Here is a 19009-nt window from a genome sequence, read left to right on the forward strand (position 1 = left end):
CGCACGCGGGCCCGGGGCGGGGCACCGCCCGGTCGGGGGTGACGCCGACGCCTCGGGGCCCGCCTCGAGATCGCGCACCACTTCTGCGGATTCGCCTCCCGGTTGCGGGCCCGGTCCCTACGATGTACAAGCCGGCCGGGGGATCCGTCGGCGGGGGCGAGCGTGTCGGGGACCCATGGGTCTGCGGTGCGCCGGCATCGGGGAGATGACATGCACGAGGACGACGTTCGGCCGCCAAGCGACACCGACACCGCGGGACGCAGCGGCTTCAGCCGTCGGCGCTTCTTCGCCTTCTCCGGGGCCGCCGGCGTCGGCGCCGCGCTCGTGCCCGACGTGGCCGCGGCGGCGACGAGCCCGACGATCTCGCAGGAGAACGCGCAGACCGGCGCGCTGCCGGAGCAGTGGGAGTCCGACGACAGCACCTCGATCGTCGGCTTCACCACCGAGTACAGCGTGCTGCCCGGGCAGCGGGTCGACTTCAAGATCAAGACCGACTCCCGCGACTACGTCGTGCGGATCTACCGGCTCGGCTGGTACGGCGGGCGCGGCGCGCGCTGGCTGCAGGACGTCAGCCCGACGGCGACCCTGCCCCAGAGCCAGCCCGAGCCGAGGACGGAGGCGTCGAGCGGGCTCGTCGACTGCGGCAACTGGGCGGTCTCGGCGAGCTGGACGGTGCCCACCGGCGCGGTCTCGGGGGTCTACTACGCGAAGATGCAGCGCCGCGACGGCGACGCCTCGAGCAGCCACACGATCTTCGTCGTCCGCCGCCAGGGCCCCTCCGACGTCCTCGTGCAGACCTCCGAGATGACGATGCACGCGTACAACCGCTACGGCGGCAACAGCCTGTACTTCGGCCAGCCCGTCGGCCGATCCTTCAAGGTCAGCTACAACCGCCCCTTCGGCGAGGGCGACGGCGTCGACAACGACTTCTTCAACGCCGAGTACCCGCTCGTGCGCTTCCTCGAGCGCAACGGCTACGACGTCGCCTACTGCGGCGGCATCGACGTGCACCGCGACGCCTCGGTCCTGCAGGGACGCAAGATCTTCGTCTCCTCCGGTCACGACGAGTACGTCACCGGGGCCCAGCGCACCAACGTCACCGCGGCCCGCGACGCCGGCACGCACCTGATCTTCATGACCGGCAACGAGTACTTCTGGCGGGTGCGCACCGCCCCGTCGATCGACGGCGCGAGCACCCCCGACCGCACGATCGTCTGCTACAAGGAGACGCTCGACGGGGCGAAGACCGACCCGAGCTCGGAGTGGACGGGCACGTGGCGCGACCCGCGCTTCACGACGAAGCCGAACGGCAACTTCCCCGAGAACGAGCTCACCGGACAGCTCTTCGTCGGCATCCTGCCCGGCGGCGAGGCGCCCAACCTCGCGCTGCGCGTCCCCCGGGACTACGCGCCGCTGCGCTTCTGGCGCGGCACCGACGTCGCCGCCCTCCAGGCCGGCCAGAGCGCGACCCTGGCCCAGGACAGCCTGGGCTACGAGTTCGACGTCGACGCGGACAACGGCTTCCGCCCCGGCGGCATCATCCACCTCTCGGAGACCTCGGCGAGCGCCCCGCAGATCCTGCGCGACCACGGCAAGACGTACACCGAGGGCGTCGTCGTGCACACGATGACGTTGTACCGGGCGCCGTCGAAGGCGCTCGTGTGGGGCACGGGCACCGTCCAGTGGGCCTACGGCCTCGACGAGTACCACGTCGCGCACACCGGCACCGCGACGAACAAGGCGATGCAGCAGGCGACGGTCAACGTGCTCGCCGACATGGGCGCGCAGCCGGTCACCCTCATGACCGGTCTCGTCCGCGCCGTCGAGTCCACCGACTCGGTACCGCCGACGGTGACGATCACCGCGCCTGCGTCGGGTACCCACGCCCCCGTCGGCTCGCCCGTGACGGTCACCGGCACGGCCGTCGACTCCGGCGGCGGCGTCGTCGCGGCCGTCGAGTACTCGACGGACGGCGGCACGACGTGGCGCCCGGCCACCGGGCGGGCGAGCTGGAGCGCCGTCGTCACCCCGATGGCGCTGGGCTCCCACGCGATCAAGGTCCGAGCGGTCGACGACAGCTGCAACATCGGCCAGCCGGCCACCGTGACCGTCCAGGGCGTCGCCCGCGCCTACCCGTGCTCGATCTGGCCCGAGGGCACCGTGCCCGCGACACCGGCGACGAACGAGACGACACCGCTCGAGGTCGGGGTGAAGTTCCGCGCGAGCGAGCCGGGCTTCGTGCGCGGCATCCGCTTCTACAAGGGCGCGGGCAACACCGGCACCCACGTCGGCCACCTGTGGACCGTCGACGGGCGCCAGCTCGCCGAGGTGACCTTCACCGGCGAGACCGCCTCGGGCTGGCAGACCGCCCCCATCACCCCGGTCGCCATCGAGGCCGACCAGACCTACGTCGTCTCGGTCTTCATGCCCAACGGCCACCCCGCCGGTGACACCGGGTACTTCTCCTCCCCCTTCGCCCTCCCGCCGCTGCGGGCGCTCGGCACGGGAGAGGACGGGGCGAACGGCGTCTTCCGCGACGGCCAGGGCATGCCCAACCAGACGTACGGCGCGTCGAACTACTGGGTCGACATCTCCTTCAGCGACGACGACGCGACCGCCCCGACCGTCATCTCGACGACGCCCTCGGACCAGGTGCAGGCCGTCGGCCTCGGGCAGCCGGTGCAAGCGCGCTTCAGCGAGGCGATGACCGGCTCGTCGGTGAAGATCAGCCTGCGCGACGCGGACGGGCAGGTGCTCACGGGGACGATGTCCTACGACGCGACGACCCGCACCGCGAGCCTCGCGCCGAGCCAGCCGCTGCGCCGCCGCACCTGGTACACCGCGCGCGTCGACGAGGCGAAGGACCGCTCCGGCGCGTCGATCACCGCGCCGGTGAGCTGGCGCTTCCAGACCGTGGCGGCCGACGACGACTCGCCGGCGACGCTGTGGGACTCCTCGGCGACGCCCGACCGCTTCGTCACCGAGCGCAGCGCGGTCGAGGTCGGCACGAAGATCACGACCTCCGTGGACGGCACGATCTCCTCGATCCGCTTCTACAAGGCGCCCGGCAGCGAGGGCACGCACGTCGGTCACCTGTGGACCCTCGACGGCCAGCTGCTCGGCTCGACGAGCTTCGACCCGAGCCTGCCGAGCGGGTGGCAGCAGGCCAGGCTCACCGCGCCGGTGGCAGTGCGCGCCGGCACGACCCTCGTGGCCTCGGTCTTCGCGCCGCAGGGCGTCTACGCGGCGAGCGGCGGGTACTTCACGACCGCGCGCACCCGCGGACCGCTCACCGCCCCCGTCGCCGGCAACGGCGTGTACCGCTACGGCGGCGGGGCCGTGCCGACCTCGACGTGGAACCAGACCTCGTACTGGGTCGACGTCGTCCTCGACCTGCCGGACGACACGACGGCGCCGAAGGTCGTCTCCGTCGAGCCGGCGAAGGGGGTCCACGCGGTCACCCCGGGGTCGGGCCTCGCGGCGACCTTCGACGAGGCGGTCGTCGAGAGCACGGTGCAGTGGAGCGTGCGGACCGCCGCCGGCGCGATCGCCGGGACGACGAGCTATGACGCGGCGACCCGCACCACGCGCTTCGCGCCGTCGTCGACCCTGCCCCGCGGGGCGACGGTGACGGCGAGCGTGCGCGGCGCCGACCGGGCGGGCAACCTCGGCGAGGCGCAGCAGTGGAGCTTCGTCGTCGACAGCGAGGTCGGGCGCACCCCGGCGACGCTGTGGACGAGCGCCGACGTGCCGACGACCCCGTCCGTCTCCGACACCGGCGCCATCGAGGTCGGGGTGCGCTTCCGCCCCGACGGCGACGGCACGATCACCTCGATCCGCTTCTACAAGGGGCCGGGCAACGGCGGCACGCACGTCGGGCACCTGTGGCGCACCGACGGCACCCTGCTCGCGACGGCCGTCTTCGCCGACGAGAGCGCGACCGGCTGGCAGGAGGCGGACTTCGCCACCCCGGTGCCCGTCACCGGCGGCACGGAGTACGTCGCGTCCTACCAGGCCCCCCAGGGCCGGTACGCGGCGAGCAGCGGCGCGCTGAAGACGGCGCGCACGCGCGGCCCGCTCACCGCGCCCGCCTCGGCGACCGGTCGCCCGAACGGCGTCTTCGCCTCGGGTGCCGCGACCTACCCGACGCAGACGTGGAACGCGACGAGCTACGGCGTCGACGTCGTCTTCGTCGACGCGACCGCGCCGGAGGTCTCCGGGCGCACCCCGGCGCCGGGCGACGAGGCGATCCCCGTAGCCGCGACCGTCACGGCGACCTTCTCCGAGCCGGTGGTGTCGAGCAGCATCGTCTTCGGGCTGCGCGACCCGGGCGGCGCGGCCGTGCCGGCGAGCGTGGCGTACGACGCGACGGAGCGCACAGCGACCCTCACCCCGAGCTCGCCGCTCGCCTCGGCGACGCGGTACACGGCGACGGTGAGCGGGGCGAAGGACGCGGACGGCAACGTGATGACGGCCCCGTCGACGTGGTCCTTCACGACGGCGACGGCCGGCGAGCAGACCGTCTGGCCCGACTCCGTCGTCCCGGCCAAGCTCGACTCCGGCGACACCGGCAGCGTCGAGCTCGGCATGAAGTTCCGCGTCACCGCCGCCGGCTCGGTCACCGCGCTGCGCTTCTACAAGGGCGGGTCGGGCAACGCCGGTCCGCACGTCGTCAACCTGTGGGGCCCCGACGGCACACGGCTGGCGACGGCGACCTCGAGCGCGGAGAGCGCCCGCGGGTGGCAGCGGGTCAAGCTCAGCACGCCCGTGACGCTCACCCCTGGGACGATCTACGTCGTGTCGTACTTCGCCCCGAGCGGCCGGTACAGCGTCGACGGCGGGTACTTCAACGCCGGCACGCGCACGAGCGGGGCGATCGAGGCGCTCGGCAACGGCGTGAGCGGCGGCAACGGCCTCTACCGCTACGGCACGTCGAGCACGGCGATGCCGACGGGCAGCTACAACGGCGCCAACTACTGGGTCGACGTCGTCTTCGTCGTGGGAGCGTGAGCCGGTGAGCAGCGACGGGGTCTTCGTCCACCCGGACGGGCGCTGCCTGTCCGACCGCGTCGGTGACGGCACCCGGGTGTGGGGCTTCGCCCAGGTGCTCGAGGGCGCGGTGGTCGGGCGGGACTGCAACATCTGCGGCGGAGCCTTCGTCGAGGGCGGGGTCGTCATCGGCGACCGCGTCACGGTGAAGAACTCGGTGCTCCTCTTCGAGGGGGTGAGCGTCGGCGACGACGTCTTCCTCGGCCCGGGGGTCGTCTTCACCAACGACATGCGCCCCCGCGCCCACGTCAAGCGCTCCGGTGACGCGCTCCTGCCGACGACGGTCGAGCAGGGCGCGACCCTGGGCGCAGGGGTCGTCGTCGTGTGCGGCACCGTCATCGGCCACGACGCCTTCGTCGGCGCCGGCGCGGTCGTCACCGCCGACGTCGCGCCCCACGCCTTCGTCGTCGGCAGCCCCGCCCGCCAGATCGGCTGGGTCTGCCGCTGCGGCGAGCGCCTCCCCGCCGACCTCACCTGCCCCTGCGGCCGCTCCTACGAGGAGGCCGGGGTCGGCCTGCGCGAGCTGCCCTGACCCCCCTTCGCCCCGAACCTCACCCGTCACTGGTTTATCGGGTCACCCGATAAACCCCTGGTGAGCACGAGTTTCTTACTCATGCTGAGCCGGGGTTTCTCGGGTGACCCGAGAATCGTGGGGCTCGTGGGGTTCGCGAAGGGGGAGAGGGGGTCAGCCCTGGCGGCTGCTCTCGTCGCGCAGCCAGTGGTCGTGGCCCTTGCGGGCGCGGCGGCGCACGAGGAGGCGGGCGGCGAGGGTGACGGCGACGAAGACGGCGACGTCGGGCAGGCGGCGCAGGTCGCCGCGGGCGATCGTCACGAGGTCGGCCGGGGTGGTGCGTGCGGCCTCGGTGCGCAGACCGCGCTCGTCGGCCTCGGTGTTGCCCTCGACGACCCGGGCGCGACGGCGCAGCAGGTCGGCGACGGTGCGGGGGACGCGGACGACGACCTCAGCGGCGACGACGAGCCGCTCGTGCTCGGCGAAGGCCTCGGACAGCGCGAGGTCGTCGGAGAGCATCGCCTCCATCGCCCGGAAGCGGCGCATGCCCTCGGGGCCGAGCGCGATGACCCCGCGCCCGAAGAGCCCGCTGCGCACGCTCGGCAACGCCTCCCAGACGCGGTAGTAGGCCCGGACGAGCCCCGAGCACCCAGTGGTCTCGAGGACCCGCCGGGGTGCCGTCGCGAGCACCTCGCCGGCGAGGATCGGGGCGACGAGGGCGTCGATCATGCCCTCGCCGAGCTCGAGGTCGGCGTCGCAGATGATCCGCGGGTGGTGCGAGGCGATGTCGTCGGCGGCGAGGACCGCGCCGTGCTTCGAGGGGGTGGCCAGCTCGAGGACGTGGTGGGCCAGGCCGCTGCGCCGGGCGCCCTCGGCCGTGGAGTCGCTGCACCCGTTGGCCGCGACGACGACCTCGACCGCGGTCGTGCGGGCCGCGCGGGCCACCGAGGCGAGCAGGCGCGGCAGCACCCGCTCCTCGTCGTGCGCCGGCACGAGCAGGCTGGCGACCGCGGCCGGCACGGTCATCGTCGGTCCGCGGCGAGCTCGGCGCCCAGGGCGAGGAGGCGGTCGACCTTCGCCGGCCAGGTGGCGGTCGCGGCGACGTGACGTCGCCCGGCCTCGCCCATGGCCCGGCGCAGGGCGGCGTCGCCGCCGAGCCGGTCGAGCGCGGCCGTGATGTCGGTGCGGAAGCGCTCGGGCGAGATCACCGGGAGCCGGATCGCGCACTCGTCGGTCGTGAAGGCGCCGGGTCCGCCACGGGCGGCGACGACGAGCGGCAGCCCCCAGGACATCGCCTCGAGCGGGGCGTTGCCACCCGGCTCGCGATAGCTCGGGAAGGCGAAGATGTCGGCCCGCCGGTAGAGCTCGGCCATCGCCGGTCGCTCGACCCAGCCGTGGAAGGTCACGCGGTCCTCGAGACCGAGGGCGGCGACCTGACGCCGCAGCGACTCCTCCTCCGGACCGACCCCCGCGATCTCGAGGTCGACCGGCGCCGTCGTGGCGGCGAGCGCGTCGACGAGCTCGTGCACCCCCTTCGAGCGCACGAGACGACCGGCGAAGAGGGCGCGCACCCGCGGCCCGGCGACCCGCTCGACGGGCTCGGGGATCTGCGCGACCGCGGTCTCCGGCATCGTCTCGAAGCGCTTGAGCGTCAGCCCGGACAGCGCCTCGGCGACGTAGTCGGCGATGCCGAGCACGCAGTCGGCCTCCTCGAAGGTGCGTCGCAGCAGCCGGTCTCGCCGCAGCCGCATCCCGTCGAGCTCGCGCAGCCGGTAGTACCAGGGCTCGCTCGTGCCGTCGGCGCTGAATCCGGGCGGGTCGGCCAGGCCACCGCCCACCGGGCCGACGATCGTCGGGACCCCGAGCCCGACGACGGGGCTCGGGTAGCGCATCGCGACCGGGGTGGGCTGGAAGGCGAGGTCGAAGTGCTCGCCCGCGGCGAGGGCGTCGGCGACCCAGCGCCGCGCGCGCCGGTAGAAGGAGACGTAGCCCGGCTTGGCGATGCTGTTGAGCCGCTCGGCCCGGCCGAGCAGCGGGGGCTCGATCCACTCGACGACCCGCAGCCCGTCGAGCTGCTCGGCCGCCGGGGTCGCGGTGCGCTTGTGGTAGGTCACGAGCGTCGTGTCGCACCGCTGCGCGAGGTGTCGGGCCCACTGGGCGGACACCCAGGACTCGCCGACGTCCTGGCCGTCGCACGTCGGGGCGATGAGGAGCACTCGAGGCACAGCGTCAGCAAACCACGCACGGGCGGTGCCGCGTGGCCGCTACGGTGAAGCCGTGCCAGCCCGGGTCGGCCTCGTCGTCGTCAACTACAACAGCGCGCACCTCACCCGTGCGCTCCTCGACGGCGTGCCCGCCGCGCTCGCCGGGCTCGAGGCCGAGGTCGTCGTCGTCGACAACGGCTCGCAGGACGACTCGCTCGAGGTCCTCGCGACCCTCACCGGCGTCACCGTCGTGCCCTCGACGAACGAGGGCTACGCGGCCGGCCTCAACCGCGGGATCGCCGCGCTCGAGCGCGTCGACGCCTACGTCGCGCTCAACCCCGACCTGCGCCTCGCGCCGGGCAGCCTGCGCCGCCTCGTCGAGCGTCTCGGCGAGGGCCCGGACGGCGCCCGGGTCGGGATCACCGCACCCCTCGTGCGCGACGCGGACGGCTCGACGTCGTGGTCGCTGCGCCGGGACCCGAGCCTGCTGCGCTCGTGCGGGCTGGGCTCGACCGGCCGTCCCGCGCTCAGCGAGTACGTCCGGGACCCGCAGGCCTACAGCCACGCCCACGCGGTCGACTGGGCCCTCGGCGCCTGCCTCGCCGTCTCGTGGGAGTGCGCGCAGGACATCGGGCCGTGGGACGAGTCGTACTTCCTGTACTCCGAGGAGACCGACTACTGCATGCGCGCCCGCGACCTCGGCTGGCAGGTGTGGTTCGATCCGGCGGCGGAGGTCATTCACGAGGGCGGCGGTTCCGGCGTGAGCGACGCGCTGCACGAGATGCAGGTCCTCAACCGGGTCCGCCTCGTGCGCCGCCGACGCGGCACCGCGTACGGGTGGGCCTACCTCGGCGCGTCGACCGCGCAGGAGCTGTGGTGGGCGGCGAAGGGGAACCGGCGCAACCGTCGCGCGGCGCTCGCCCTCGTCGTGCCCTCCCGCAGATCGGCCAAGTCCTCCCGGGGGAGCGTGCTCCCGCAGTAGCCTCGGGGGTGCGCGTCCGGGGGGTCGGACGACGCACCGTCACGAAGGGGGCGCGATGCGCGTACTCGTCTACCCGCACGACCTCGCCATCGGCGGGAGCCAGCTCAACGCCATCGAGATCGCGGCCGCGATGCGCCCGGCCGGTGTCGAGCCGCTCGTCGTCGGGCGCACCGGCGCCCTCGTCGAGCGGATCGAGGAGCTCGGCCTGGAGTTCCTCGAGACGCCCGACCCGGGCCGTCGTCCGTCCGCGCGGGTCGCGGCGAGCGTGCGCCGGCTGGTCGACGAGCGCGGGCTGGACCTCCTCCACGGGTACGAGTGGCCCCCGACCCTCGAGCTCGTCGCCGCCGGCGGGCTGCGCGGGCGGCCCCCGGTCGTCTCGACGGTGATGTCGATGGCGGTCGCCCCCTTCGTCCCGCACGACGTGCACCTCGTCGTCGGCACCGAGCAGATCGCGGCGACCGAGCGCGCCCGCGGTCGTGACCGCGTGCACGTCATCGAGCCGCCCGTCGACCTCGCGCACAACGTGCACCCGGGGGACGAGGCGGTCGCCGCGCTGCGTGCCCGGCACGGCGTGACCGGAGACCGCCCTCTCGTCGTCGTCGTCAGCCGCCTCGCCGACCAGCTCAAGCTCGAGGGGCTGCTCCACGCGATGGCCCTCGCCGCCGACCTCGCCGCGACCGACGACGCCTTCGACCTGCTCGTCGTCGGCGACGGCCCGGCCCGCGACCGCGTCGCCGAGGGGGCCGAGGCCGCCAACCGCCGGGCCGAGCGCCGCGTCGTCGTGCTCGCGGGCGAGCTGCGCGACCCGCGCCCGGCCTACGCGGCAGCCGACGTGTGCATCGGCATGGGCGGGTCGGCGCTGCGGGCGCTCGCCTTCGCCAAGCCCCTCGTCGTCCAGGGCGAGTCCGGATTCTTCCTGCCGCTCAGCGAGGAGACGGCCGACGTCTTCTCCTGGCAGGGCTGGTACGGGACGGGGGCCGACCCCGAGCTCGGCGTCGCCGCCCTGCGCGAGGCGCTCGTGCCGTTGCTGCGCGACCCGGCGCTGCGCGAGCGCCGCGCCGCCCTCGGCCGCCGGCTCGTCGAGCGCTGCTCGGTCGAGGCGGCGGCGCAGCAGCAGCTGCGCATCTACGAGGAGGCGCTCGTCTCGGCGCCGGGGACCGCCCGTCACGCGGCCGACTCCGGTCGCGCGGCCGCACAGCTCGTGCGCTACAAGGTCGCCCGCAAGTCCGCCCGGCTCGTCGGACGCGGTGCGGCCGAGGACTTCAACGCGGTCCCGGTCGCGGCCGGCGGCACGACGGCCCGCGACCCCCGCCCCGCCCCGACGCGCCCGCGCGACCCCGTCCTCTGGTACGCCGGGGTGTCCTGGGAGGGCGTGCGCGGCACCGACCACCGGCTCGTCGACGAGGTCCTGCGCGAGCGCGAGGTCATCTGGGTCGACCCGCCGAAGCCGACCGGCCGCCCCTGGCGGCCGGGCAGCCTGCGCCACCGGGTGACCCGGCCGCTGCCCGGTCTGACCCGGATCAGCACCCCGGTGCTGCCCGGGGTCACCCGCCCCGTGATGCGCGAGCTCGCCCTGCTGTGGTCAGCCCGCGGCGTGCGCGCCGCCCTGGCCGGGCTCGGCACCGCCCCGCAGGTCGTCCTCGCGTCGTGCAGCGAACCGGTCCTGCGGCGCCACCCCGATCTGCCGAGCGTCCACTACGCCACCGACGACGTCGTCGCGGCTGCGCCGCTCTGGGGCGTCTCGCCCCGCCTCCTCCACCGCTGGCGCGAGTCCAACCTGCGCGGCGCGGGCACCGTCCTCGCCGTCTCGAGCCATCTCGCCGGCCTCCTGCGCCGTGAGGGCAAGACCCCGGTCGTGCTGCCCAACGGCTTCGCCGATGCGCAGGGCCGCGACGTGGCGGCTGTCGACCTCGACCTGCCCCAGCCGGTCGCCGCCGTTGTCGGCCAGCTCAACGAGCGCATCGACCTCGGGTGCCTCGAGGAGGTCCGCGACCAGGGCATGGGTCTGCTCGTCGTCGGACCGGCCTACTTCGCCACGAAGCAGGCCCGGGCCCGCTTCGACCGGCTCGTCGCCTCGCCCGGCGTGCACTGGACCGGTCGCGTCCCGAGCGAGGACCTCCCGGGCTACCTCGCCGCCGCCGACGTCGGGCTCAGCCCGTACGCCGACACGGCCTTCAACCGCAGCTGCTCGCCGCTGAAGACCCTCGACTACCTCGCGGCGGGCCTGCCCGTCGCGACGACCGCCGTCGCCACCGACCCCGCGGGGTCCCCCTTCGTCCTACCGGCGCACGACGCGCCGGGCCTGGCCCTGCGCGCGGCCGAGCTCGCGCACGCGGGGACCGGACCGGACGAGATCCGCCGCAGTGTCACGGGCCACGACTGGGCCAGCAGGGCCCGGGCGCTGCTCGTCGAGCTCGACCGCGCAGACAAGGGGACGTCATGAGACGTCGACGCACGACCTTCGCCCTGGGAGGGGTGGCCGTCGCCGCCGCCCTCGCCCTGTCCGTCCGCGGGGGCCTCGGCCCCTCGACCTCGCCGGCCACGGCGCCACCGACCGCGACGCCGACCGTCGCCGGCCCGTCGACCCATGACTGCGTCGACGAGCCCAGCCGCTGCGGGTATCCCGACGAGACGACGACCGGGGTGAGCGACGGGGTGACCCTGAAGAAGTCCGGCTCGGTGATGGCCGACGAGGACGGCCAGGTGGTCGAGGGCCTCGACATCACCGGCGAGATCAGCGTCAGCGCCGCCGACGTGACGATCCGCGACGTGCGGGTCACCGGCGGCCGTGGTGCCGGGGCGTCGGACTGGGTCGTCGTCGTGCGCCCGGGCGCCGAGCGTCTCGTCATCGAGGACAGCGTGCTGCGCACGCCCGAGGGCTCGGAGCAGGACATCGCCTGCGTGCTCAACATCGGCGACGCCGAGCCGACCGTGCGCCGCGTCGACATCTCCGGGTGCAGCGCGGGCATCTCCAGCGGCGGCGGTCTCGTCGAGGACACCTACATCCACGACCTCGCGATGATCCCGGGGCTCAGCCACGTCGTCGGGGTGGCCTCGAACGGCGGTGGCGGCATGACCGTGCGACGCAGCACGATCCTCAACGAGTACGCGCAGACCGCCGCGGTCGCCTTCTACCAGGACTTCAGCCAGCAGTCCGACAACCTCGTGCAGGACAACCTGCTCGCCGGCGGCGGCTACATCTTCTACGGCGGCAACGGCCGCTTCGGCCCGACCTCGAAGATCCGCTTCGTCGACAACCGGATCTCGCGGCTCTACTACCCGACCGGCGGCTCGCTCGGCCTCACCGCGAGCTTCGACGTCGACCTGCCGGGCAACGAGATGTCGGGGAACTTCTGGGACGACACGGGTGAGCCGGTCTGAGCCGCGGTGCGGACGAGGTGCACCACGTCGCGGCCGCCGCGCTCGTGCGTGACGGGACGGTCCTGCTCGGGCACCGCCACCCGGCCCGTCGGTACTACCCGGACTGCTGGGACCTCGTCGGGGGCCACGTGGAGCCGGGTGAGAGCCCGGTGGACGCCGTGCGTCGCGAGTGCCTCGAAGAGCTCGCCGTGGTCGTCGACGACCCGCGTCCGGTGCAGCTGACCTTCTCGGACCCCGCCGTGGAGATGCACGCCTTCGTCGTCACCTCGTGGTCGGGCGAGCCGCGCAACGCCGCCCCGGACGAGCACGACGAGCTGCGCTTCTTCGCCCGTGAGGAGCTGCTCGGTCTGGTCCTCGCAGACCCGGCCGCGCTGCCCGATCTGCTGGCCGTCCTCGACGCGAAGGGCTGACGGGCGAAGGGAGAGCCCCGTCGCCCTACAGGGTCGGCAGGAGGCGACGAGCCCCCTTCGGGCGCCGCGGTGCGTGGAGGTGACGAGCAGGACCGGGCACCGCCCGCTGGATCCGGCTGACCCGCAGCGACGCGCCGGCCAGCCCCATGAGGATGAACCACACGGCCGGCATCATCGGGAAGCTGAAGCCGTCGAAGAAGGCGAGCAGGATCGTGCCGACGGTCACCCCGGCGCCGATGCCGGCGACGAGCGGACGGACCCGCGGGTCGGTCGTGCGGTGGTAGGCGACGAGCGCGCAGCCGATGGCCGTCACGGCCATGAGCAGCAGCGAGCCCAGGCCGACGACCCCGATCTCGACCGATGAGAGCAGGTACTGGTTGTCGAAGATGCGGAACTGGGGCAAGAAGGTGCCGGGGCCGCGGCCGAGGAAGGTGTCTCGCGAGAGGTAGTCCCCGGCGACGGCGTAGCCGTCGACCCGGGACCGCACGCTCGTGTCCCCGTCGAGACCGGTGAAGAGGCCGAGCGTCGTGCCGACCATGCCGGGGACCGTGACGAAGACGACGGCGCTGCCGAGCAGGAGGGACAGGCCGATCCACAGCCGCTGCGCGCGCTGCCACGTGGGGAAGAGGATGACGAGGGCGACGAGCAGGCCGATGAGAGCCGAGCGCGTGCTCGACACCCCGATCGCGGTCGCGATCGCCAGGGCGGGCCACCAGCGGCGCAGCGCGCTGCTGTCGTCGTCGGGGTCGCGTGCGGCCATCGCGCTCGTCAGGGCGAGCGGCATGAGCATGCCGAGCACGGCCCCGAACTCGATGGGGTGGATGGCTGTGGCCGCCGGTCGGGTGAAGCCGTCGCGCACGTAGCCCTCGGAGATGGCCCGGATCGTCACCAGGCCGGGGATGCGCAGCTCGTCGACCCAGGACCGACCGGTGACGAACTGGACGATGCCGAGGACGGCGATGGCGCCGCCGGTCACGGACACGCGCCGCACGAGCGTGACGAGACGGCCCGGGTCCCACACCGCGTCGTGCGTGAGCAGCAGCCCGCCGCTCCACGCCGCGTAGAGCATGAGCGTCATCGTCGCCACGCCGATCTCGGTCGCCGCCGCCGGTCGCGCCATCGCGAGGCAGAAGGACAGCAGGACGACGCTGAGGAAGACGACGACCGCCGCGACGAGCGGGGTCGAGGGCTCGCTGCGCTCGCGGTGCACCCGGTCCCAGACCCACCACAGGCCGCACCCGAGCCAGAGCACCGTCGCCGGCGTGCCGACGCCCCCGAGACCGGGGACGACGAACTGCGAGGGGATCGCCAGGGTAGCGACGACGCCGATGGTGAGCACGGTGATGCCGTCGCCGACGACCTCCAGCCCCGTGCCCCCGTACCGCGGCCTCGTCACGGCTGCGGGACCCTCCCGTGGGGGTCGCGCAGGAGGTCCTCGTCCTGCGCCGTGAGCGTCTGGCCGCCGGGCACCGGCGGGGAGCGCCGGCCGTCGTGGCCGGGAGGTGCGTGGCCCTCGACCGGCGGGGGCAGCTCGGACGGCGCGGGCGGGACCTGCTGGCCCCGGCCCCGGCGGCCTCCGGTGCCATGACCACCCGCGCCACGGCGTCGCTCGGCACGACGGCGCAGCCCGCTGTCGACGAGCGCGAGGGCGATGACGGTGAGCACGCCCATCCCGACGAGCGCGACGAGCGCCGAGCGCAGCCGGTCACGGCCCACCGCCTCGGCGACCTTGTCGGAGCTGACGACGCGGCTCGTGATCTGCTGGTCCGAGCCGCTCGTGATCTTCGACTGCAGGCCTGAGAGGCTCGTCGGTGTCGCCGCGAGCAGCTCGTCGCGGACCGCGATGGCTCCCTCGCTCGTGACGTCGCGCGCGGTGACGAGCAGCACCGGGCTGCTCGTGCTCGGCTCGTTGACGACCTCGTAGGAGGCATCCGGCTGCAGCCCCTCGACCCGCTTGCGCACGTCCTGGCTGGAGAGCTCGAGGACGAGGACGTCCACCGCCTCGTTGAGACCGCCGAGCTGGAGGAGCGGGTTGTCGCCCTCCTCGACCGTCGCCCGTGGCGGCAGGAGGAGCACGGTCGCCGTGGCCTCGTAGGTCGGGGGCGTCGTCGAGTACGCCCCGAAGGCCGCGCCCACGGCGCACAGCGCACCGATGAGCACGACCCACCACCGTCGGCGCCCGGCCGACATCACCTCGCGCAGCTGCACGTCCCCACCTCTCTCCGGTGTGGCCCGACTCCCCTTCGCCCACACCTCGTCCGTGCCATATTAGGAACAGATCCGCTGTCGCCGTGGGGGTTTCGCAGCGATCGCAGCGGGTGGACCGTGACGAAGGGGGACGCGGGATGGGTGCGTGGGACGTGGCGGTGGCAGCACGGCGGCAGCTCGTCGTGCTGCTCGTCGGCCTGCTCGTCGCCGGCTGGGCCGCGCACGCGGTGACCCAGGAGCAGCCCGTGTACTGGGCTCGGGTGCGCGCGGTCCTCGTCGCCGACGGCGCCCTGCGCAACTGGCTGCTCCAGCCGGGCGAGAGCGCGATCCCCCTGGCGGGGCTGCTCGAGCGACGGATGAACGCCGAGGTCGACGCCGTCCCGACGAACTCGCCGGACATCACGATCATCGACCGGGGGATCACCCACGGCACGGTCGTCTTCCTGCCCGACCGCGGCGGCCAGTGGGCCCACAACTTCACCGAGCCGATCGTCGTCCTCGAGGCCGCCGGCCCGGACGAGACATCGGTGCACGAGCAGATGGACGGGCTCATCCGGCGCCTGCGCGGCGAGCTGACGACGCTGCAGCGCGACCTGCTCGTCCCGAGCTCTCCCCGGGTCGGCTTCAGCGACTCGACCCTCGACTACACCGTGCAGGCCGCGGCCGGGCGGCCGAAGGTCGCCGCGCTCGGCGTCCTCTTCGTCGGGGGGACCCTCACGCTCCTCGCGTGCGTCTGCGTCGAGCGCCTGCGCCGATCTGCGCGAAACCGGGACGACGCCACGTACCCCGGTGCCATCATGATCACCGCGGCGCCAGGGGGTCGGGTCTGACCGACCGCCATGGTGGGTCCGCTGACGAACACCGGGGGAAGGACGCCCATGACGGGCCACGAGGACCTGCAGGACCTGGCACTGAGGGGCCTGCGCACGATGTACGACGCGCGCACCGGTCGGGTGCCGCAGACGATGCGCCTGGTGCGCACGCCCGACGGCGTCCGGCTGCGGCCCGAGGGCGAGAACCTGCGCTACGACGGCATGGTCGCGCTCGGCCTGTCGCGCGCCGGGGACGAGGCGGCCCGGTCGGTCGTCGGCGAGGGCGGCGTCACGGCGTACGTGCGCACCGTCGTCGAGCGGGCGAAGGGGTCGGCCGAGCTCGGCGAGATCGCGCTCGCGGCCTGGTGCCTCGGCGAGATCTGCGGCGAGGAGGATCCCGTCCTCACCAGCCGCATGCTCACCCAGCTGGGCGCGCCGTCGGTGGCGACCGTCGCCACCTCGTGGGCGCTCACCGCCACGACGAGCGTGCCCCAGGGGTCGGCGGGGCTGCACGAGGTCCGCGACGCCGCCCTGGCCCGGCTGCTGCCCGCGCAGGGGCCCGGCGGCCTCTACCCGCACCTGCTCCCCGCGTCGGGGACGCTGCGCGCGCACGTCGGCTCCTTCGCCGACCAGGTCTACCCGGCGATCGCCCTCGCCCGTCTCTCGCGCGCCCGCGACGACGCCGACGCGCTGAGCCGGGCCACCCGGACCGTCGACGTCCTGTGCCGGCTCCAGGGCAGCGCCGGCCAGTGGTGGTGGCACTACGACTCGCGGGGCGCCGAGGTCGTCGAGCGCTTCCCCGTCTACAGCGTCCACCAGCACGCGATGGGCCCGATGACGCTGCGCGACCTGCGCGAGGCCGGGGGACCGGACCGCAGCGCGGAGGCCGAGGCCGGGGTGGCCTGGCTCGAGCACCACCCGGAGTCGCTCGAGGACCTCGTGAGCCCGCGCCACAGCATGATCTGGCGCAAGGTCGGCCGGACCGAGCCGCCGAAGGCCGCGCGTGCCATCGGGGCGGCCGTGACCTCCCTTCGCCCCGGCACCCAGGTGCCCGGCCTCGACGCCCTGCTGCCCCCGGGCGCGGTCGACCACGAGTGCCGCCCCTACGAGCTGGGGTGGCTGCTCTACGCGTGGGGCCGGTCGTGACCGGCCCCTTCGCGGGCCCGGTCTCGGACCACGAGGTCGACCTCTTCGGCCTCCCCGTCGCGGCCCTGACCTCCGAGCAGGTGGTTGCCCGGTGCGTCGCCGCCGTCGAGCGCCGCGAGGTGCTCGAGATCGGGGTGCTCAACGCGGCCAAGGTCGTGAGCATGCGTCGCGACGCGCGGCTGCGCGAGTCGCTCCTCGGCTGCGACCTCCTCGTCGCCGACGGCCAGGCCGTCGTGTGGGCGAGCCGGGCCCTGGGCCGCCCGCTGCCCGAACGGGTGGCCGGCATCGACCTCTTCACGAGCCTGCTCGAGGTCGCCTCCGAGCGCAGGCTGCGGGTCTACCTGCTGGGCGCGACGGCGGAGGTCCTCGCCGGGGTCGAGCAGGTGCTCGCGACGCGCTACCCGGGGGCGGTCCTCGCCGGATCCCACGACGGGTACTTCGCGCCGGAGCAGGACGACGAGGTCGCCCGGGAGATCGGGCGCGCGCATGCCGACCTGCTCTTCGTCGCCATGCCCTCGCCGCGCAAGGAGACCTTCGTCGACGCCCACCGCGACGTGCTCGCCGTGCCCGTCCTGCACGGCGTCGGCGGCTCCTTCGACGTCGTGTCCGGCCGCACCCGACGGGCCCCGGGCTGGATGCAGCGCGCGGGACTCGAGTGGGCCTACCGGCTGCTGCAAGAGCCGCGCCGCATGTGGCGCCGCTACCTCGTAACCAACACCCTCTTCGTGCTCCTCCTCCTGCGCGAGCGGGTCCGGCCGAGCGCGCCGTACCGAGACCCGCGTCGGGTCGCCTGAGTCGAAGAAGGAGCGTCACCTCGAGGTGACGCTCCTTCTTCGAACCGGCGAAGGGGGACCGCTCAGGCGGTGAGGGAGCGCAGCCGCTGCCAGTCGGCGAGCAGCTCGCGACGCCGCACGGCGAGCAGGACGAGCCCGACGACGCCGGCCAGGCCGAGGGCGGCCACCGAGGGCAGCGTCGTCGCCCCCACCGCGACGACCCCCGCGCCCACGACGCTCGCCCCGACGACCGGGGCCACCTGACCGCCGAGCGCCCGCACCGGCAGGTCCACGCGGTGCAGCTGCCACAGGTAGAGCGGCAGCACGACGACGAGGCCGACGACGAGCTGGGCGACCGCCACGGCCCACACCCGCCCGCTCTGCGCGGCGACGTACGCGCCGACCGCGAGGGCGAGCACCCACAGCAGCTGGGTGAGCAGCAGCAGGTGGGTCGAGCCGATGACGACGAGCAGGTCGTAGCAGAGCTCGGCGAGGATGCGCACGAGCGCGAAGACCGCGAGCCAGGCGAGCACGGGCGCGCTGCCGGCCCACTCCTGCCCGTAGACGAGGGCCACGAGCGGTCCGGCCGCAGCCGCGAGCACGAGGCACGCGGGCGCCGAGACGCCGAGCAGCAGGCGCACGAAGAGCGAGACCCCCGAGGCCATGACCTCGGGGCTCTCGCGCACGCGGGCGAAGAGGGCCGGTGCCACGCTGCGCAGCGGCTGCGAGAAGAGGCTGACCGGCCAGCTCGCGAGGTTGAAGGCGAGGACGTACAGGCCGAGCTGGACCGGGCCGAGCACCCCGCCGACGACGAGCTGGTCGAGGTAGCCGATGACGAAGACGAGCACGCTCGCCCCCGCCAGCGGCAGCCCGAAGCCGAGCAGCCGGCGCGCGACATCGCGGTCCCAGCCGAGCCGGTAGGGCAGCGGCGAGGCGACGACGAACATCACGGCGGAGACGACGCTCCCCGCCAGGCGCCCGATCGCCAGGCTCATCGCGCCCCAGCCGGTCAGCGCCAGGGCGAGGCTGGTGAAGGCGCCGAGCCAGACGTTGACCTGGTCGATGACCATCCGCTGCTTCTGCAGCATCTCGCGCTGCATGAGCGCGGCCGGGGTCGCGACGAGGCCGTTGACGAGGATCGCCATGCCGAGCCAGCGCACGGGGTCGGTCGCCGCGGGCGCCCCCATCGCCGTCGCGTAGTACGGCGCGCCGACCCACACGAGGCCGGTGAGCACCGCGCTCGTCAGCACGGTCACCGAGGTCACCGTCGGGGCGATGTCCGCCGGCTCGTCGGCCCACCGCACGATCGCCAGGCTCACGCCGAGGTCGTTGAAGGCGAGGATCGCGAGCAGCGCGACGACGGCGACGGCGAAGGTGCCGAACTCCTGCGGGCCAAGCACCCGCGCGAGGACGATGCCGATCGCGAGCGTGCCGAAGCGTGACGCCGCGGTGTTGACCAGGCTCCAGCCCAGGGCGTTCGCCGCCCGCGCCCCGAGCCCGCGGCTCTCGGTCTGCGGCGGGGTGCCCATCGGC

General features: G+C 74.2%; 14 protein-coding genes. 9 read left to right on the forward strand and 5 right to left on the reverse strand.

Annotated features, from left to right (window positions below):
* Positions 1-210: 210 nt before the first annotated feature.
* Both LIV55_RS07445 and LIV55_RS07450 read left to right on the forward strand, forming a co-directional pair.
* On the forward strand, positions 211-5010 hold the full coding sequence (locus LIV55_RS07445; protein ID WP_229299789.1) for a DUF4082 domain-containing protein: 4800 nt from the start codon (positions 211-213) through the stop codon (positions 5008-5010).
* A 4-nt stretch (positions 5011-5014) separates the two neighbouring features.
* Positions 5015-5581: an acyltransferase gene (locus LIV55_RS07450; protein WP_191565060.1), complete on the forward strand. Its 567-nt coding sequence runs from the start codon at positions 5015-5017 to the stop codon at positions 5579-5581.
* Between the two features lie 153 nt (positions 5582-5734).
* On the opposite strand, the gene LIV55_RS07455 is transcribed toward LIV55_RS07450, so the two are convergent.
* Positions 5735-6586: a glycosyltransferase family 2 protein gene (locus tag LIV55_RS07455; RefSeq protein WP_229299790.1), complete on the reverse strand. Its 852-nt coding sequence runs from the start codon at positions 6584-6586 to the stop codon at positions 5735-5737.
* Entirely contained in the window at positions 6583-7785 is a 1203-nt protein-coding gene (locus LIV55_RS17160; protein ID WP_229299791.1) for a glycosyltransferase family 4 protein, read from the reverse strand. The genes LIV55_RS07455 and LIV55_RS17160 overlap by 4 nt, the downstream gene beginning before the upstream one ends.
* 52 nt (positions 7786-7837) lie before the next feature.
* On the opposite strand from LIV55_RS17160, the gene LIV55_RS07465 reads away from it, so the two are divergent.
* Genes LIV55_RS07465 through LIV55_RS07480 form a run of 4 tightly spaced genes read left to right on the forward strand, consistent with a single transcriptional unit; the run spans position 7838 to position 12537 of the window.
* On the forward strand, positions 7838-8746 hold the full coding sequence (locus tag LIV55_RS07465; protein ID WP_229299792.1) for a glycosyltransferase family 2 protein: 909 nt from the start codon (positions 7838-7840) through the stop codon (positions 8744-8746).
* 55 nt (positions 8747-8801) lie between these two features.
* Positions 8802-11189, forward strand: a complete 2388-nt coding sequence (locus tag LIV55_RS07470) for a glycosyltransferase (protein WP_229299793.1) — start codon at positions 8802-8804, stop codon at positions 11187-11189.
* The gene (locus tag LIV55_RS07475) at positions 11186-12127 is read left to right on the forward strand and encodes a right-handed parallel beta-helix repeat-containing protein (protein WP_229299794.1); all 942 of its coding nucleotides are present in this window, start codon (positions 11186-11188) and stop codon (positions 12125-12127) included. The genes LIV55_RS07470 and LIV55_RS07475 overlap by 4 nt, the downstream gene beginning before the upstream one ends.
* Positions 12128-12144: 17 nt before the next feature.
* A complete protein-coding gene (locus LIV55_RS07480) occupies positions 12145-12537 on the forward strand; it encodes an NUDIX domain-containing protein (RefSeq protein WP_229299795.1) in 393 nt (130 codons plus the stop codon).
* A 25-nt stretch (positions 12538-12562) separates the two neighbouring features.
* Here the strand turns inward: LIV55_RS07480 and LIV55_RS07485 are convergent, their stop codons facing one another.
* Both LIV55_RS07485 and LIV55_RS07490 read right to left on the reverse strand, forming a co-directional pair.
* Positions 12563-13933, reverse strand: coding sequence for an O-antigen ligase family protein (locus LIV55_RS07485; protein WP_229299796.1), 1371 nt, complete (start codon positions 13931-13933; stop codon positions 12563-12565).
* On the reverse strand, positions 13930-14745 hold the full coding sequence (locus LIV55_RS07490; protein WP_229299797.1) for a YveK family protein: 816 nt from the start codon (positions 14743-14745) through the stop codon (positions 13930-13932). Before LIV55_RS07490 ends, LIV55_RS07485 begins: the two co-directional genes overlap by 4 nt.
* A 158-nt stretch (positions 14746-14903) precedes the next feature.
* Between LIV55_RS07490 and LIV55_RS07495 the strand changes: the two genes are divergently transcribed.
* Genes LIV55_RS07495 through LIV55_RS07505 form a run of 3 tightly spaced genes read left to right on the forward strand, consistent with a single transcriptional unit; the run spans position 14904 to position 17497 of the window.
* On the forward strand, positions 14904-15575 hold the full coding sequence (locus tag LIV55_RS07495) for a hypothetical protein (protein ID WP_229299798.1): 672 nt from the start codon (positions 14904-14906) through the stop codon (positions 15573-15575).
* Between the two features lie 48 nt (positions 15576-15623).
* Complete coding sequence (locus tag LIV55_RS07500; RefSeq protein WP_191563616.1) at positions 15624-16703, forward strand: hypothetical protein; 1080 nt, start codon at positions 15624-15626, stop codon at positions 16701-16703.
* A complete protein-coding gene (locus LIV55_RS07505) occupies positions 16700-17497 on the forward strand; it encodes a WecB/TagA/CpsF family glycosyltransferase (protein ID WP_229299799.1) in 798 nt (265 codons plus the stop codon). The genes LIV55_RS07500 and LIV55_RS07505 overlap by 4 nt, the downstream gene beginning before the upstream one ends.
* A 62-nt stretch (positions 17498-17559) precedes the next feature.
* Here LIV55_RS07505 and LIV55_RS07510 read toward each other — a convergent pair whose 3' ends face one another.
* Complete coding sequence (locus LIV55_RS07510) at positions 17560-19005, reverse strand: oligosaccharide flippase family protein (RefSeq protein ID WP_229299800.1); 1446 nt, start codon at positions 19003-19005, stop codon at positions 17560-17562.
* Positions 19006-19009 lie beyond the last annotated feature (4 nt).

Origin of the sequence: Janibacter melonis, from assembly GCF_020567375.1 — a bacterium.
GTDB lineage: Bacteria > Actinomycetota > Actinomycetes > Actinomycetales > Dermatophilaceae > Marihabitans > Marihabitans melonis.

Coding starts and splice junctions, on each gene's coding strand:
- LIV55_RS07445 (WP_229299789.1), top strand. CDS start 211: ATGCACGAGGACGACGTTCGGCCGCCAAGCGACACCGACACCGCGGGA.
- LIV55_RS07455 (WP_229299790.1), bottom strand. CDS start 6,586: ATGACCGTGCCGGCCGCGGTCGCCAGCCTGCTCGTGCCGGCGCACGAC.
- LIV55_RS07470 (WP_229299793.1), top strand. CDS start 8,802: ATGCGCGTACTCGTCTACCCGCACGACCTCGCCATCGGCGGGAGCCAG.
- LIV55_RS07475 (WP_229299794.1), top strand. CDS start 11,186: ATGAGACGTCGACGCACGACCTTCGCCCTGGGAGGGGTGGCCGTCGCC.
- LIV55_RS07500 (WP_191563616.1), top strand. CDS start 15,624: ATGACGGGCCACGAGGACCTGCAGGACCTGGCACTGAGGGGCCTGCGC.
- LIV55_RS07510 (WP_229299800.1), bottom strand. CDS start 19,005: ATGGGCACCCCGCCGCAGACCGAGAGCCGCGGGCTCGGGGCGCGGGCG.